The sequence below is a fragment of the Pseudomonas sp. NFX98 genome (genome assembly GCF_047784845.1).
In the GTDB taxonomy this organism is placed as follows: domain Bacteria; phylum Pseudomonadota; class Gammaproteobacteria; order Pseudomonadales; family Pseudomonadaceae; genus Aquipseudomonas.
Genome location: NZ_JBLNNF010000028.1, coordinates 33,490 through 46,687, shown reverse-complemented (window position 1 = coordinate 46,687; position 13,198 = coordinate 33,490). Strand labels below are relative to the sequence as shown.

General features: G+C 60.8%; 10 protein-coding genes and 1 riboswitch. Of the genes, 5 read left to right on the top strand and 5 right to left on the bottom strand.

Annotated elements, in window-relative coordinates:
* Positions 1 to 37: 37 nt before the first annotated feature.
* Complete coding sequence (thiC, locus tag ACM110_RS28145; protein WP_416130342.1) at positions 38 to 1,927, bottom strand: phosphomethylpyrimidine synthase ThiC; 1,890 nt, start codon at positions 1,925 to 1,927, stop codon at positions 38 to 40.
* A gap of 150 nt (positions 1,928 to 2,077) precedes the next feature.
* Positions 2,078 to 2,183, bottom strand: a riboswitch (TPP riboswitch).
* 205 nt (positions 2,184 to 2,388) lie between these two features.
* Here thiC and ACM110_RS28140 point away from each other — a divergent pair.
* Positions 2,389 to 3,828 carry a TolC family outer membrane protein gene (locus ACM110_RS28140; RefSeq protein ID WP_416130341.1) on the top strand — a complete coding sequence of 480 codons (1,440 nt, stop codon included), beginning with the start codon at positions 2,389 to 2,391 and terminating at the stop codon, positions 3,826 to 3,828.
* A 100-nt stretch (positions 3,829 to 3,928) separates the two neighbouring features.
* On the opposite strand, the gene waaA is transcribed toward ACM110_RS28140, so the two are convergent.
* A complete protein-coding gene (gene waaA / locus ACM110_RS28135) occupies positions 3,929 to 5,206 on the bottom strand; it encodes a lipid IV(A) 3-deoxy-D-manno-octulosonic acid transferase (protein ID WP_416130340.1) in 1,278 nt (425 codons plus the stop codon).
* 11 nt (positions 5,207 to 5,217) lie between these two features.
* Entirely contained in the window at positions 5,218 to 6,120 is a 903-nt protein-coding gene (locus ACM110_RS28130; RefSeq protein ID WP_416130339.1) for a LysR family transcriptional regulator, read from the bottom strand.
* Positions 6,121 to 6,223: 103 nt separating this feature from the next.
* On the opposite strand from ACM110_RS28130, the gene ACM110_RS28125 reads away from it, so the two are divergent.
* The 4 genes from ACM110_RS28125 to ACM110_RS28110 all read left to right on the top strand — a co-directional run bounded on the left by ACM110_RS28125 (position 6,224) and on the right by ACM110_RS28110 (position 9,677).
* Positions 6,224 to 6,556: a DMT family transporter gene (locus ACM110_RS28125; protein ID WP_015093202.1), complete on the top strand. Its 333-nt coding sequence runs from the start codon at positions 6,224 to 6,226 to the stop codon at positions 6,554 to 6,556.
* A 134-nt stretch (positions 6,557 to 6,690) separates the two neighbouring features.
* Positions 6,691 to 7,866 (top strand): NAD(P)/FAD-dependent oxidoreductase, encoded by a 1,176-nt coding sequence (locus ACM110_RS28120; RefSeq protein WP_416130338.1) that lies wholly within the window; start codon positions 6,691 to 6,693, stop codon positions 7,864 to 7,866.
* The gene (locus ACM110_RS28115) at positions 7,863 to 8,675 is read left to right on the top strand and encodes an aldo/keto reductase (RefSeq protein WP_416130337.1); all 813 of its coding nucleotides are present in this window, start codon (positions 7,863 to 7,865) and stop codon (positions 8,673 to 8,675) included. Before ACM110_RS28120 ends, ACM110_RS28115 begins: the two co-directional genes overlap by 4 nt.
* 33 nt (positions 8,676 to 8,708) lie before the next feature.
* Positions 8,709 to 9,677: a metal ABC transporter ATPase gene (locus tag ACM110_RS28110; RefSeq protein WP_416130336.1), complete on the top strand. Its 969-nt coding sequence runs from the start codon at positions 8,709 to 8,711 to the stop codon at positions 9,675 to 9,677.
* Between the two features lie 84 nt (positions 9,678 to 9,761).
* On the opposite strand, the gene hldE is transcribed toward ACM110_RS28110, so the two are convergent.
* The gene (gene hldE / locus ACM110_RS28105) at positions 9,762 to 11,186 is read right to left on the bottom strand and encodes a bifunctional D-glycero-beta-D-manno-heptose-7-phosphate kinase/D-glycero-beta-D-manno-heptose 1-phosphate adenylyltransferase HldE (protein WP_150704323.1); all 1,425 of its coding nucleotides are present in this window, start codon (positions 11,184 to 11,186) and stop codon (positions 9,762 to 9,764) included.
* A 198-nt stretch (positions 11,187 to 11,384) separates the two neighbouring features.
* A complete protein-coding gene (msbA, locus tag ACM110_RS28100) occupies positions 11,385 to 13,190 on the bottom strand; it encodes a lipid A export permease/ATP-binding protein MsbA (protein ID WP_416130335.1) in 1,806 nt (601 codons plus the stop codon).
* Positions 13,191 to 13,198: the final 8 nt, after the last annotated feature.

Genomic DNA, 13,198 nt, shown 5'->3' with positions numbered 1-13,198 from the left:
GATGGGGCCTGTGCAGGCCCCACCTTTTCAGGTCAGATCAAACTTTCTGGTACAGCTGACTGCCTTCCTTCTTGAAGCGCTCGGCCTGTTCAGCCATGCCTTGGGCGACGTCCACGTCCACCGCTTCGATCCGTTGGTTGGCCGCGTACTCGCGGACCTCCTGGGTGATTTTCATCGAGCAGAATTTCGGCCCGCACATGGAGCAGAAATGCGCGACCTTGGCCGAATCCTTCGGCAGCGTCTCATCGTGATACGAACGAGCGGTGTCCGGATCAAGGCCCAGGTTGAACTGGTCTTCCCAACGGAATTCGAAGCGCGCCTTGCTCAAGGCATTGTCGCGGATCTGCGCGCCCGGATGCCCCTTCGCCAGATCGGCGGCGTGCGCGGCGATCTTGTAGGTGATGATGCCGGTCTTCACGTCATCCTTGTTCGGCAGGCCCAAGTGTTCTTTCGGCGTCACGTAGCAGAGCATGGCGCAACCGAACCAGCCGATCATCGCCGCACCGATGCCGGAGGTGATGTGGTCGTAGCCCGGCGCAATGTCGGTGGTCAGCGGGCCGAGGGTGTAGAACGGCGCCTCGTCGCAGCACTCCAGCTGCTTGTCCATGTTCTCTTTGATCAACTGCATCGGCACGTGGCCCGGGCCTTCGATCATGCACTGCACGTCGTGCTTCCAGGCGATCTTGGTCAACTCGCCGAGGGTTTCCAGCTCACCGAACTGCGCTTCGTCGTTGGCATCGGCAATCGAGCCCGGACGCAGGCCGTCGCCCAGCGAGAAGCTGACGTCGTAGGCCTTCATGATTTCGCAGATTTCGTCGAAATGGGTGTAGAGGAAGTTCTCTTTGTGGTGCGCCAGGCACCACTTGGCCATGATCGAACCGCCACGGGAGACGATGCCGGTCACGCGTTTGGCGGTCATCGGCACGTAGCGCAACAGCACGCCGGCGTGGATAGTGAAGTAGTCGACGCCCTGCTCGGCCTGTTCGATCAACGTGTCGCGGAACAGCTCCCAGGTCAGGTCCTCGGCCACGCCGTTGACCTTCTCCAGCGCCTGGTAGATCGGCACGGTACCGATCGGCACCGGCGAGTTGCGGATGATCCATTCGCGGGTTTCGTGAATGTGTTTGCCGGTAGACAAATCCATCACCGTGTCCGAACCCCAGCGAATGCCCCAGGTCAGTTTCGCCACTTCTTCTTCGATGGACGAACCCAAGGCGCTGTTGCCGATGTTGCCGTTGATCTTCACCAGGAAGTTACGGCCGATGATCATCGGTTCCAGTTCGGTGTGGTTGACGTTGGCCGGAATGATCGCGCGGCCGCGGGCGATTTCTTCGCGGACAAATTCAGGGGTGATTTCTTTCGGGATGCTCGCGCCGAAACTGTGGCCGGCGTGCTGCTGCTTCAACAGACCGGCAGCGCGGGCCTCTTGCAGCTTCATGTTTTCGCGGATGGCGACGTATTCCATCTCGGCGGTGATGATGCCTTTTCGCGCGTAGTGCATCTGGCTGACGTTGGCCCCGGCTTTGGCGCGGCGCGGGTTGTTCACGTGGGCAAAACGCAGCTTGGTCAGCTCGGCATCGGCGAGGCGTTCCTGACCGAAGTTCGAGCTCAGCCCGCTCAAGCGTTCGGTGTCGCCACGGTCGTCGATCCACGCCGAACGCACATCGCCCAGGCCTTTGCGCACGTCAATCATCACGTTCGGATCGGTGTACGGACCCGAGGTGTCGTAGACCGTGACCGGCGCGTTGATTTCGCCGCCGAAGTCGGTCGGTGTCACGTCGAGGGAGATTTCCCGCATTGGCACGCGGATGTCCGGGCGAGAGCCCTGTACGTAGATTTTTTGCGAACGGGTAAACGGTTGAACCGACTGTTCATCGACCTTGGCCGACTCACTGAGGTTGATCGCGTTTTTTGCTTTTATGGTCATCACGGGCTCTCCAGACAGCATCCAGGCAGTGGATTGTCGGAGCAGAACCTGAAAGGCACGGACGCACCAGGACTGGTGCTGTGCGTCGTCACACGGGGAGCGTTCGATTGTCGAACAATTTCCCGGACGAAGCACAAGAGGACTCGCCGGGTGACGAGAAATCTTGTTCCCTACGCAGGCGCTAACCTGATCAGGTTCAACGGGATCCGAAATTATTCGATCTCAGCCTCATAGCAAGGCACCCCGACAAGAACCCGGCCAGTCTAGACACAACTGGCAGAGAACGCCAACCCCGCTGCAAACACCATGATGAATGGCGCAATTACCGGGAACGGCAGGATTGTTGCCGCTCGAATGCGCAACTACACTCGCTACGCCAAGCTGCGCATTGACGCTGTAGGGGCCGCGCCGTACCTTGGCGCCAGAATTATTTTCATAATATCAATGCTAGGGATCGCCTCATGCTGCGCAAACTTTCACTGGCTGTTGCCGTGTCTTGTGCGTCCACCACAATGGCCTGGGCAGCAGAAGCGCCTATGTCTACAAAGAACGATCTGGTCAGCGTCTATCAGGAGGCGGTGGACAACAACGCCGACCTCGCCGCAGCCATCGCCCAGTATGGCGCGCAGAAAGAAGTCGTACCGCAGGCCCGCGCCGGGCTGCTGCCCAATCTGTCGGGTGGCGCGGATTTAACCAGCGTTCGCACGTCGATCGACCAGCCTTCGGCCACCGCCAACCGCAATGCTCACTCCTACCAGGCAACCCTGGCGCAGCCACTGTTCCGTGCCGATCGCTGGTTCCAGTTCCAGGCCGCCAAGGACGTCAACGAACAGGCCGCCCTGCAACTCTCGGCGACCGAGCAAAACCTGATCCTGCAAACCGCCGACAGTTACTTCAACGTGCTGCGCAGCCAGGACAACCTGGCCTCGACCAAAGCCGAAGAAGCCGCGTTCAAGCGTCAACTGGACCAGTCGAACGAGCGTTTCGATGTCGGCCTCTCGGACAAGACCGACGTACTGAACTCTCAGGCCAGCTACGACACCGCGCGCGCCAACCGGATCGTCGCGCAGCGCCAGGTGGATGATGCGTTCGAAGCGCTGGTGACCCTGACCAACCGTCGGTACAACGCCATTTGGGGCATTTCCCATAACTTGCCGATCCTGCCGCCAGCGCCGAACGATGCCAAGGCCTGGGTTGAAACGGCGGCCAGACAGAACCTCAATCTGTTGGCCAGCAACTACGCCGTCAGCGCCGCCGAACAAACGATCAAACAGCGCAAGGCCGGCCATGCCCCGACCGTCGACGCGGTGGCCCGATACGAAAAAGGCGACAACGATGCACTGGGTTTCAGCAACCCGAACGCCTTCGGCCAACCGTACAAAGGTGACGTCGAGCAATCGTCGATCGGCCTGCAACTGAACATCCCGATCTACAGCGGCGGCCTGATCAACTCCCAGGTGCGTCAGTCGTATTCGCAACTGGACCAGACCGAGCAGCAACGCGAATCCCTGCGCCGGCAGATCGTCGAAAACACCCGCGACTTGCACCGTGCGGTGAACACCGACGTCGAGCAGGTACAGGCGCGCAAGCAGTCGATCATCTCCAACCAGAGTGCGGTGGAAGCGACTGAAATCGGCTATCAGGTGGGTACGCGAAACATCGTCGACGTGCTGGATGCGCAGCGTCAGCTGTACACCTCGGTGCGTGATTACAACAACACCCGCTACGACTACATCCTCGACAACCTGCGCCTCAAGCAGCAGGCCGGTACGTTGAACCCGGGAGACTTGCAGGACCTGGCACGCTGGCTCAAGGCTGATTACAACCCGGACAAGGACTTCCTGCCGCCGGATCTGGCCAAGGCTGCGGCTGAACAGCTCAAGGCAAGACCGGGCCAGTAAAACAAAAAGATCGCAGCCTTCGGCAGCTCCTACATAGGAATGATGTACACCCTGTAGGAGCTGCCGAAGGCTGCGATCTTTTTCGTTCAATCAACGCTATCTAACGGTCGATCAACCGCCCCAACCCATCCAGCAACCGCTGCAACGCGCCCTGATTAGTCCGCATCACCTTCAGCCCCGCCTCTGCCATGCGCTGCGCATCTCGCGGCAATTCAAACAATCGCTGCACCGCCAGCGCCAATCCTTCGGCATCTTCCACTTCCTGCAACGCCCCGGCACTGCGCAACTGCGCGGCGATTTCGAGGAAGTTGAACAGGTGCGGGCCGCTCAAAACCGGTTTGGCCAGTGCCGCCGGCTCCAGCAGGTTATGCCCGCCGTTCGGCACCAGGCTGCCGCCGACAAAAGCGCTGTCGGCCAATGCATAGAGAAACAGCAGTTCACCCATGGTGTCGCCCAGCAACACTGCAGTGGCGGCGGTGACCGGCTCGCCGCTGGAACGCCGGACCGTGGCGAATCCTTGCTGCCGGCACAACCCGAGCACCGAATTGAAACGTTCTGGATGGCGCGGGACCAGAATCAGCAACGCATCGGGATGTCCGGCCAGCAACTGACGATGCGCCGCCAGCACCATTTCATCTTCGCCGTCGTGGGTACTGGCGGCGATCCACACCGGGCGCTCCTGCGCCTGCCATTGCCCGCGCAATTCGCTGGCACGTTGCAACAGTTGCGGGTCGATGGTCAGGTCGAACTTGATCGAACCCGTCACCTCGACGGTTTCAGCACGCGCGCCCAGGTTACGGAAGCGCTGGGCCTCGGCTTCGGTCTGCACCGCAAACAGGCTCATCTCGGCGAGCATCGGCCCTGTCAGCTTTCCGAAGCGGCCATAACCCTTGGCCGAGCGCTCGGACAATCGCGCATTGGCCAACGCCACGGGAATCCCGCGTTTGGCGCATTGATGGATATGGTTGGGCCACAGCTCGGTTTCCATGATCACCGCCAGTTTTGGCCGGACCCGATCAAGAAAGCGCTTTGCCGCACAAGGCAAGTCATATGGCAGATAGCAGTGCTGGATGCGCGGTTCATTGGCGAACAACGCGTGAATGCGTTCCGAGCCGGTCGGGGTCATGCAGGTCACAGTGATCGGCAGATCTGGATAACGTTGCAACAGGGCGCGAATCATCGGCGCGGCGGCAATGCTCTCGCCCACCGACACCGCATGCACCCAGATGCCCCCCGGCTTCATCACCGGCATCCCGTAGGAGAAACGCTCGCCGATGCGCTTGGCGTACGCCGGCGCCTTGCGCGAACGCAGCCACAGCCGAATCGCCACCAATGGCAGCCCCAGATAAAACAACGCGGTGTAGAGAGTTCTATTCATGGCGGCGGAGTTTATCGGCTTTTCTCGCCGATCGCCTGCAAGTGCACGGCAAAACGTTCGGCGAGCCAGCGCGCGGCCGGGCCAAGCGGTTCATCACGGCGCCAGACCAACTCAACCACCAGCGCCGGCGGGGTCCATTCACTGCTCAGCTCAACCATCTGGCCCTGATAGGTCGGGTACTGCACCACATGGCGCGGCAGCCAGGCCCAACCGAGTCCGCGCACCAGCCACTCCGCCATCACGTAAAAACTGTCGGCGCGCCAAACTTGTGGGCTGGCCGGCTCGCTGCCGGGATAGACGCTGGATTGGGTCGACATCAGCAATTGGCGGTGCTGCGCCAGTTGCTGGCAATCGACCTGCGCCTGCTTCGCCAACGGATGATCGACGCCGCAGACGGTGACCATTTCCACACTGCCGAGCACCCGCCGCTCCAGCGCTTCGGGAATCTGGTCGTGAAAGAACAGCAAACCCAGATCAGCGCGACGCTCAACCAGTTTGCGCGCGACCTCACCTTGGGCAGCACTGGTCAACTGCACTTCGAGGCTGGGGAATTTCTCGGCCAGCGCCTCAAAACTTTCGATGACCGGCGAATACGGCATCGCCTCGTCCTGAGCCAGCCGCAAGCGCGCCTCTTGCCCGCGCATCATCGCCAGTGCCCGGCCGTTGAGACGCTCACATTGACGCAGCACTTCACGCGCCTCATCCAGCAATGCAGTCCCGGCTTCAGTGAGTTTCGGCTGACGGCCGCTGCTGCGGTCGAACAGGCTCACGCCCAGGTCTTCCTCCAGCAGTGCAATCGAACTGCTGACCGCCGATTGCGCCTTGCGCTGGTCCCGCGCTACGGCGGAAAACGACCGTTGCTCCGCTACGCTGACAAACAAGCGCAACTGCTCCAGATTCCATTGCATGCTCATGGCTCAACCCATCTTCCAAACAGATAGGTAATGACTTTACCGCATCTGGAGAATCTCTAGAATGCCGACCTCAGAGAGCAACACTTCACACGAGGATTGAACCATGACCGCTTACTACTACCTGGCCATAGCCATCTGCGCCGAAGTGATTGCCACTGTTTCGATGAAAGCGGTCAAAGGCTTCAGCACCCCGTTGCCGCTGGTACTGGTCATCGTCGGCTATGGCATTGCGTTCTGGATGCTGACCCTGGTGGTGCGCAGCGTGCCGGTGGGCGTGGCGTACGCGGTGTGGGCCGGCATGGGCATTGTGATGGTCAGCGTCGCCGCGCTGTTTATCTACGGGCAGAAACTGGATGTGCCGGCGATGCTGGGGATGGCGCTGATTGTGCTGGGCGTTGTCGTGATTCAACTCTTTTCCAAAACCGCGGGGCATTGAAAAAAGATCGCAACCTGCGGCAGCTCCTACAAAGGCGAACCGTATCCATCTGTAGGAGCTGCCGCAGGCTGCGATCTTTATTCCTCGCCGAGCTCTGTATACTGCGCCCTCGTCTTGAACACTGAGGTCGCCGCATGCCATCCGTAATTTCCACCGACGTTCTGATTGTCGGCGCTGGTGTCGCCGGCCTCTGGCTGAACGCGCGCCTGCGCCGCCAGGGTTTTTCGACCGTGCTGGTGGAAAGCGCCAGCCTTGGCGGCGGGCAGAGCGTGAAGTCCCAGGGCATCATCCACGGCGGCGCCAAGTACGCGCTGCACGGCGCCCTTACCGGTGCTTCGGAAGCCATCGCTGGCATGCCGCGCCGCTGGCGTGAAGCCCTGGCTGGTGACGGCGAGCTGGACCTGTCCGGTGTGCGCCTGCTGTCCGAAGCCCATTATCTTTGGTCCCCCGGCACGATCGCCGGCAACCTCACCAGTTTCTTCGCCAGCAAAGCCGTGCGCGGCCGCGTCGATCAGGTCAAGGGCGACCAACTGCCGCCCGCCCTGCAAGACAAACGTTTCAAGGGCAAGGTCTATCGCTTGGCCGAACTGGTGATCGACGTGCCGAGCCTGGTCCAGCGCCTGGCCGATCTGGCCGGTGACGGTTTGCTCGCCGGTCAGCACATCGAGCCGTTGCTTGAGGGTGGCGTGCTGGTCGGCCTGAAGGTGGACGAACGTGAAATCCGCGCGCAACGCATCGTCTTGAGCGCTGGCGCTGGCACTGCTGCGCTGCTCGAAGCGCTGGGCCTGAGCCAACCGGCCATGCAACGCCGCCCGCTGCACATGATCATCGCCAAAGGCCCGAGTCTCAAACCGCTGTACGCCCACTGCCTGGGCGGCGGCACCAAGCCGCGGATTACCGTGACCACGCACCCGGCGGCCGATGGCCAATGTGTCTGGTACATGGGCGGCGATATCGCCGAAAACGAAGGCGTGGCCCGTGAGCCCGCCGAACAGATCGCCACTGCACAGAAAGAGATCGGCCAGTTGTTGCCGTGGATCGACCTGAGCACCGTGCAATGGGCCACCTTGCGCGTGGATCGTGCCGAACCGCTGCAATCAGGGCTGACCCGTCCCGACAATGCGTTCGTCGCCGAGGAAGGTCGACTGCTGGTGGGCTGGCCAACCAAACTGGCGCTGGCCCCAGACTTCGCCGACCGCGTTATCGCCAGCCTGGTCCGCGACGGCATTCAACCGGGTCCAGTGACCGCGCTGCCGCCGCTGCCAAAACCGCCGATGGGCGTTCCGGCCTGGGAGCAATTGCTGCCATGAGCCAACCAACGCTGCACGATCTGCATCGTCCCTTGGGCAGCACCGGCCTGCTGGTTTCGCCGCTGGGGCTGGGCACGGTAAAACTCGGTCGCGATCAAGGGGTGAAGTACCCCAACGGTTTCCAGATCCCGGATGACGATGAAGCGCGGATGCTGCTCAAACTCACGCGCGATCTGGGCATCAACCTGATCGACACCGCTCCAGCCTACGGTCGCAGCGAAGAACGCCTAGGCCCATTGCTGCGTGGTCAGCGTCAGGATTGGGTGATTGTCAGCAAGGTCGGCGAAGAGTTTGCCGACGGTCAGTCCCGCCACGATTTCAGCGCCGCGCATACCCGGTTTTCGGTAGAGCGCAGCCTGCAACGGCTGGAAACTGATTTCATCGATCTGGTGCTGGTGCACTCCGATGGCAACGATATGGCGATCCTCAACGATTGCGAAGTCTATGCGACCCTCGCCGAGCTCAAGGCTGAGGGCAAGATTCGCGGCTTCGGCTTTTCCGGCAAAACCGTTGAAGGCGGCTTGAAGGCGCTGGAGCACGGTGATTGCGCAATGGTCACCTACAATCTGAACGAACAAACCGAGAAGCCGGTCATTGACTATGCTGCTGCTCACGGCAAAGCCATTCTGGTGAAAAAAGCCCTCGCCAGCGGACACGTGTGCCTGAGTCCGGGGGTGGATCCGGTGCGTGCCAGTTTCGAGCTGTTGTTTGAACATCCGGGTGTTGCCAGTGCTATTGTCGGGACCATCAATCCGCTGCACCTCGCCCATAACGTCGCGACCGTTGCCCAAGTCCTACGTAGCAACTGATGCCGCCCCACGCGGCCTTAAGCAGGAGCCGACATGCCGCGTACGCTCATAAGAAAGAACCCGAGCAACTTCAAGACCCTGCCGTTATTCGTCGAAGCGACTCCCGAAGGCCTGAGTTATCAGAGCGTCGGGAGACCGCTCAACTTCTCCCAGATCCTGCAACGTCGCCGCCCGGTAACCGTCGCCGATAGCGAGCGATTTTCCCTTGAGCTGGCCAACCTCGGGGTTTCGGTGCGCCTGACCCTGCATTGGCAGAATCGCGATTACTGGGTGTTGGTGCGCCAACGCCGACAAGATCGTGGCGATGTAGTGCTCAAGTTGATTTCCGGGTACGTGCCGGCCCATGAACTGAACCTGCCGCTGCACACGGCGATCCAGGAAATTGCCGAGGAGTGCCTGCTGGAAACGCCGGAAGGCTGGCTCGGCGGGCGCTTCAACGACACCTGGTTGCCGGCGCCCTACTCGTCTGCCTTGCATTACCGCGAAGCCCTGCCGTTTCGCCTGACGCCATTGTCGGGCTCGGCACGACCGGTGCGCTGCGCCAATCTGCCGTTGATCGAACGCCCACGGGCCTATGTGCACTTGCCGACCGCGTCGTTGCAGTTGATCTACGATTTGCGCCTGGACGTGCCCAAGGAAGCCAAGCCCCTGAGCCTGTTCCATGTCGACGAGCGACTGGAAGGCGATCAATTGGTGGCCCGCCTCGACCGCAAGCGTCCCGACCTGTACCTGATGCCTTTGCAGGACGGCCACCCCACGGCCGAACTCTATACTTTGAAAAAGGATCAGCTGTATCCGGCAAGCACGCGCGGGTTGTACCTGGCGGAAAGCTTTGCCCGGCAGGAAGGCTGGCTGGTGAGGGATGAGCGGATTCGCTGGAAGGATTGGGTGCGGCAGCAGGGATTGACCCCACCGGGGAAGAATTCGGGGTTGGCGCTGTTACGCGGTAAGGCGAAGCAGCTGCTGAAGAAAATGGTGCCGCGTAAAAAGGTCAGCTCTTAAACGCAAAAATCGCAGCCTGCGGCAGCTCCTACAAGGTATGTGTAGACCTGTAGGAGCTGCCGCAGGCTGCGATCTTTTTTGGCATCACTCGGACTTGCGGATTTTCTCGACAATCGCGGTCGTGGAGCTGTTTTCAACCAGCCCCAGCACTTTCACGGTGCCGCCGTAAGCGGTCACGATGTCCGCGCCGACCACTTGATCGATCCCGTAGTCACCGCCCTTGACCAACACATCCGGCTTGACCTCTCGCAGCAGGTTCTCCGGCGTGCCTTCAGGGAAGCTGATCACCCAGTCCACCGCGCCCAGACCTGCCAGCACAGCCATGCGCCGGTCGACACTGTTGATCGGACGACCCGGCCCTTTCAGGCGGCTGACCGACGCATCGTCGTTGACCGCAACGATCAGGCGATCGCCCTGCGCCCGCGCCTGTTCCAGGTACGTCACGTGGCCGGCATGCAGGATGTCGAAGCAGCCGTTGGTGAAGACGATCTTCTCGTTGTGCGCACGGGCATCGTCGACTGCCAGCAGCAGTTGTTCGAGACCCAGCACGCCGCGTTCGGAACCTTCTTCACGCTGGATGGCGCGACGCAACTCCGGCGCGCTGATGGCCGCCGTACCGAGTTTGCCGACCACGATGCCCGCCGCCAGGTTGGCCAGGCCCACCGCATGCGGCAGTTCCTCGCCAGCAGCAATTGCTGCCGCCAGGGTGGAAATCACCGTGTCGCCGGCACCGGTCACATCGAACACTTCACGGGCGCGGGCCGGCAGGTGCAGCGCCGGATGATCCGGGCGCAACAGGGTCATGCCATGCTCGCCACGGGTGACCAGCAGGGCACCGAGGTCGAGGTCGTGCATCAACTGCGCGCCCTTGCTCACCAACTCGTGCTCATCGGCGCAACCGCCGACGATGGTTTCGAATTCGCTGAGGTTCGGCGTGATCAGGCTCGCACCGCGGTAGATCGAAAAATCCTTGCCCTTGGGGTCGGCCAATACCGGAATGCCACGGGCACGAGCGGCCTGGATCAGCACCTGATGGTTTTTCAGCGCGCCTTTGCCGTAGTCGGACAGCACCAGCACCTTGATGCCTTCGAGCAGTTCGTCGACTTGCACCGACAACTCCAGGGCATCCGTGGCGAAGGGTTCTTCGAAGTCGATACGCAACAGTTGCTGGTGACGACTCATGACCCGCAACTTGACGATGGTCGGCTGGTGCGCAATGCGCTGGAACAGCGCCCGTACACCGGCACCCTTAAGGCTATTGGCCAGGCTGTCGGCGGCTTCATCGTCACCGGTCACACCGACCAATGAGGCCGGTGCGCCAAGGGCGGCAATGTTCAACGCAACGTTGGCGGCACCGCCCGGGCGGTCCTCGATGTGATCGACCTTGACTACCGGTACTGGCGCCTCAGGAGAAATCCGTGAGGTACCACCATGCCAGTAACGGTCGAGCATGACATCGCCGACCACCAAGACAGGGGCTTGATCGAATCGCGGCATGGACAACTTCATGGAGCAACCCACATACAAAATGAACAGGGGCGCGATATTAACACAGGGTAGGCACCGGCTTGTGCGACGGCTGTAACGGATAAATTCTCGAAGGCGACTGTAGGAGCTGTCGAGAGCGACGAGGCTGCGATCTCTTGATCTTTTTTAAAAACAAAATCAAAAGATCGCAGCCTGCGGCAGCTCCTGCGAGGGAGGGTTTCAGGCGATGTCTTCGGCCGGCGTGTCCAGGCCCATCGCATGCAGGCGCGAGTAGTAGCCGTTTTGCACCAGCAGCTGCGCGTGGGTGCCTCGCTCGACGATCTGGCCCTGATCCATCACCAGGATCAGGTCAGCCTTCTCGATGGTCGACAAGCGGTGAGCGATGACCAGCGTGGTGCGACCTTTCATGACCTGGTCCAGCGCCGCCTGAATGTGGCGTTCGGATTCGGTGTCGAGTGCCGAGGTCGCCTCGTCGAGGATCAGCAGCGGCGCATTTTTCAACAGTGCCCGGGCTATCGCCAGACGCTGACGCTGGCCACCGGAGAGCAGCACGCCATTTTCACCAACCTGGGTATCCAGGCCTTCGGGCATCTGCGAAATGAAGTCCATTGCGAACGCATCCGTGGCGGCCTTTTCGATGTCGGCACGAGGCGCACCCGCCAGATCACCGTAAGCGATGTTGTTGGCGATGGTGTCGTTGAACAGGGTGACATGCTGCGTAACCTGAGCCACGTGCCGGCGCAGGTTGCGCAAGCGATAGTCTTCGATCTCGACATCATCGAGCAGGATTTCACCGACGTCGTGATGATAGAAACGCGGTATCAGGCTTGCCAGGGTCGACTTGCCGCTGCCTGAGCGACCAACCAAGGCGATCATCTGTCCCGGCGCTGCCGAGAAATTGATGTTCTTCAATACTTCACGGTCGGTTCCCGGATACGTGAAGCTGAGGTTGCGCACTTGCAGGTGGCCATTGACGCGATCACGCTCGACCGTGCCGTTATCGACTTCAGGCTCGACGTCCAGTTGCTCGAAAATGCTTTCGGCACCGGCAACGCCTTTCTGGATGGTCGAACTGACTTCCGAAAGCTGCCGGATCGGCTTGGGCAACAGACCGGCGGCGGTGATGTAGGCCACCAGATCACCGGCGGTGGCGTCACCGCGCAGGAACAGCACGAGGAACATCAACACGGCCATGGCGGTGTAGATCACCAGTTGCAGCATGGGCGTATAGACCGCACCGGTCTTGGTCATGCGCAATTGCTTATCGGTGTTGCTCTGGCTGGCGGCGGCAAAGCGCTGCTCTTCGTAACTCTCGCCACCGAAGCTGCGCACTACGCGATAACCCTGAATGGTCTCGGAAGCCACGTGCGTCACGTCGCCCATCGCCACCTGAATCTTCTTGCTCTGCTTGCGAAATTTCTTGCTGGTATTGCCCACCATCAGTGCAATCAGCGGCAGGATGGCCAGCATCACCAGGGTCAGCTTCCAGTTCATCCACAGCAAATAGGCAAACAGGAAGACCACGGTCAGGCCTTCGCGGATCACCACCTTGATCGCATCGGTCGCCGCACCGGTCACCATCGTCACGTTGAACGTGATGCGCGAGATCAAGTGCCCGGAGTTGTGTGTATCGAAATAGCGGTTGGGCAGCACCAACAGCTTGTTGAACAGCTCGACGCGCAGGTCATGCACCAGCCCCAACGACACCTTCGCCAGGTAGTAGTTGCCGAGAAAAGAACCCAGGCCCTGCCACGCCGCGATCAGGATGATCAGCAACGGCACGGCCATCAGCAGCTGCAAATCCTTCAGGTAAGGAACCGTAGGGAAGAGCACCGCTTCAGGATTGCTCAGGCCATCGACGAAATACTTGAGAATCCCGGCCAGCATCGGTTGTGTGGAGGCAAAGATCACGAAGCCCACGATACTCAGCAGGAAAAGGCCGACATAGGGTTTCACGTACCCCAACAGCCGAAGGTAGATTTTCAGGCTGGAATCCTGTCCCGCTTTAGGCGGTGCATCACTCATCGTAGAGC

Bases quoted from the DNA above. Each gene is read 5' to 3' on its own strand.
- thiC (WP_416130342.1), bottom strand. From the start codon at position 1,927: ATGACCATAAAAGCAAAAAACGCGATCAACCTCAGTGAGTCGGCCAAG.
- ACM110_RS28140 (WP_416130341.1), top strand. From the start codon at position 2,389: ATGCTGCGCAAACTTTCACTGGCTGTTGCCGTGTCTTGTGCGTCCACC.
- waaA (WP_416130340.1), bottom strand. From the start codon at position 5,206: ATGAATAGAACTCTCTACACCGCGTTGTTTTATCTGGGGCTGCCATTG.
- ACM110_RS28130 (WP_416130339.1), bottom strand. From the start codon at position 6,120: ATGAGCATGCAATGGAATCTGGAGCAGTTGCGCTTGTTTGTCAGCGTA.
- ACM110_RS28125 (WP_015093202.1), top strand. From the start codon at position 6,224: ATGACCGCTTACTACTACCTGGCCATAGCCATCTGCGCCGAAGTGATT.
- ACM110_RS28120 (WP_416130338.1), top strand. From the start codon at position 6,691: ATGCCATCCGTAATTTCCACCGACGTTCTGATTGTCGGCGCTGGTGTC.
- ACM110_RS28115 (WP_416130337.1), top strand. From the start codon at position 7,863: ATGAGCCAACCAACGCTGCACGATCTGCATCGTCCCTTGGGCAGCACC.
- ACM110_RS28110 (WP_416130336.1), top strand. From the start codon at position 8,709: ATGCCGCGTACGCTCATAAGAAAGAACCCGAGCAACTTCAAGACCCTG.
- hldE (WP_150704323.1), bottom strand. From the start codon at position 11,186: ATGAAGTTGTCCATGCCGCGATTCGATCAAGCCCCTGTCTTGGTGGTC.
- msbA (WP_416130335.1), bottom strand. From the start codon at position 13,190: ATGAGTGATGCACCGCCTAAAGCGGGACAGGATTCCAGCCTGAAAATC.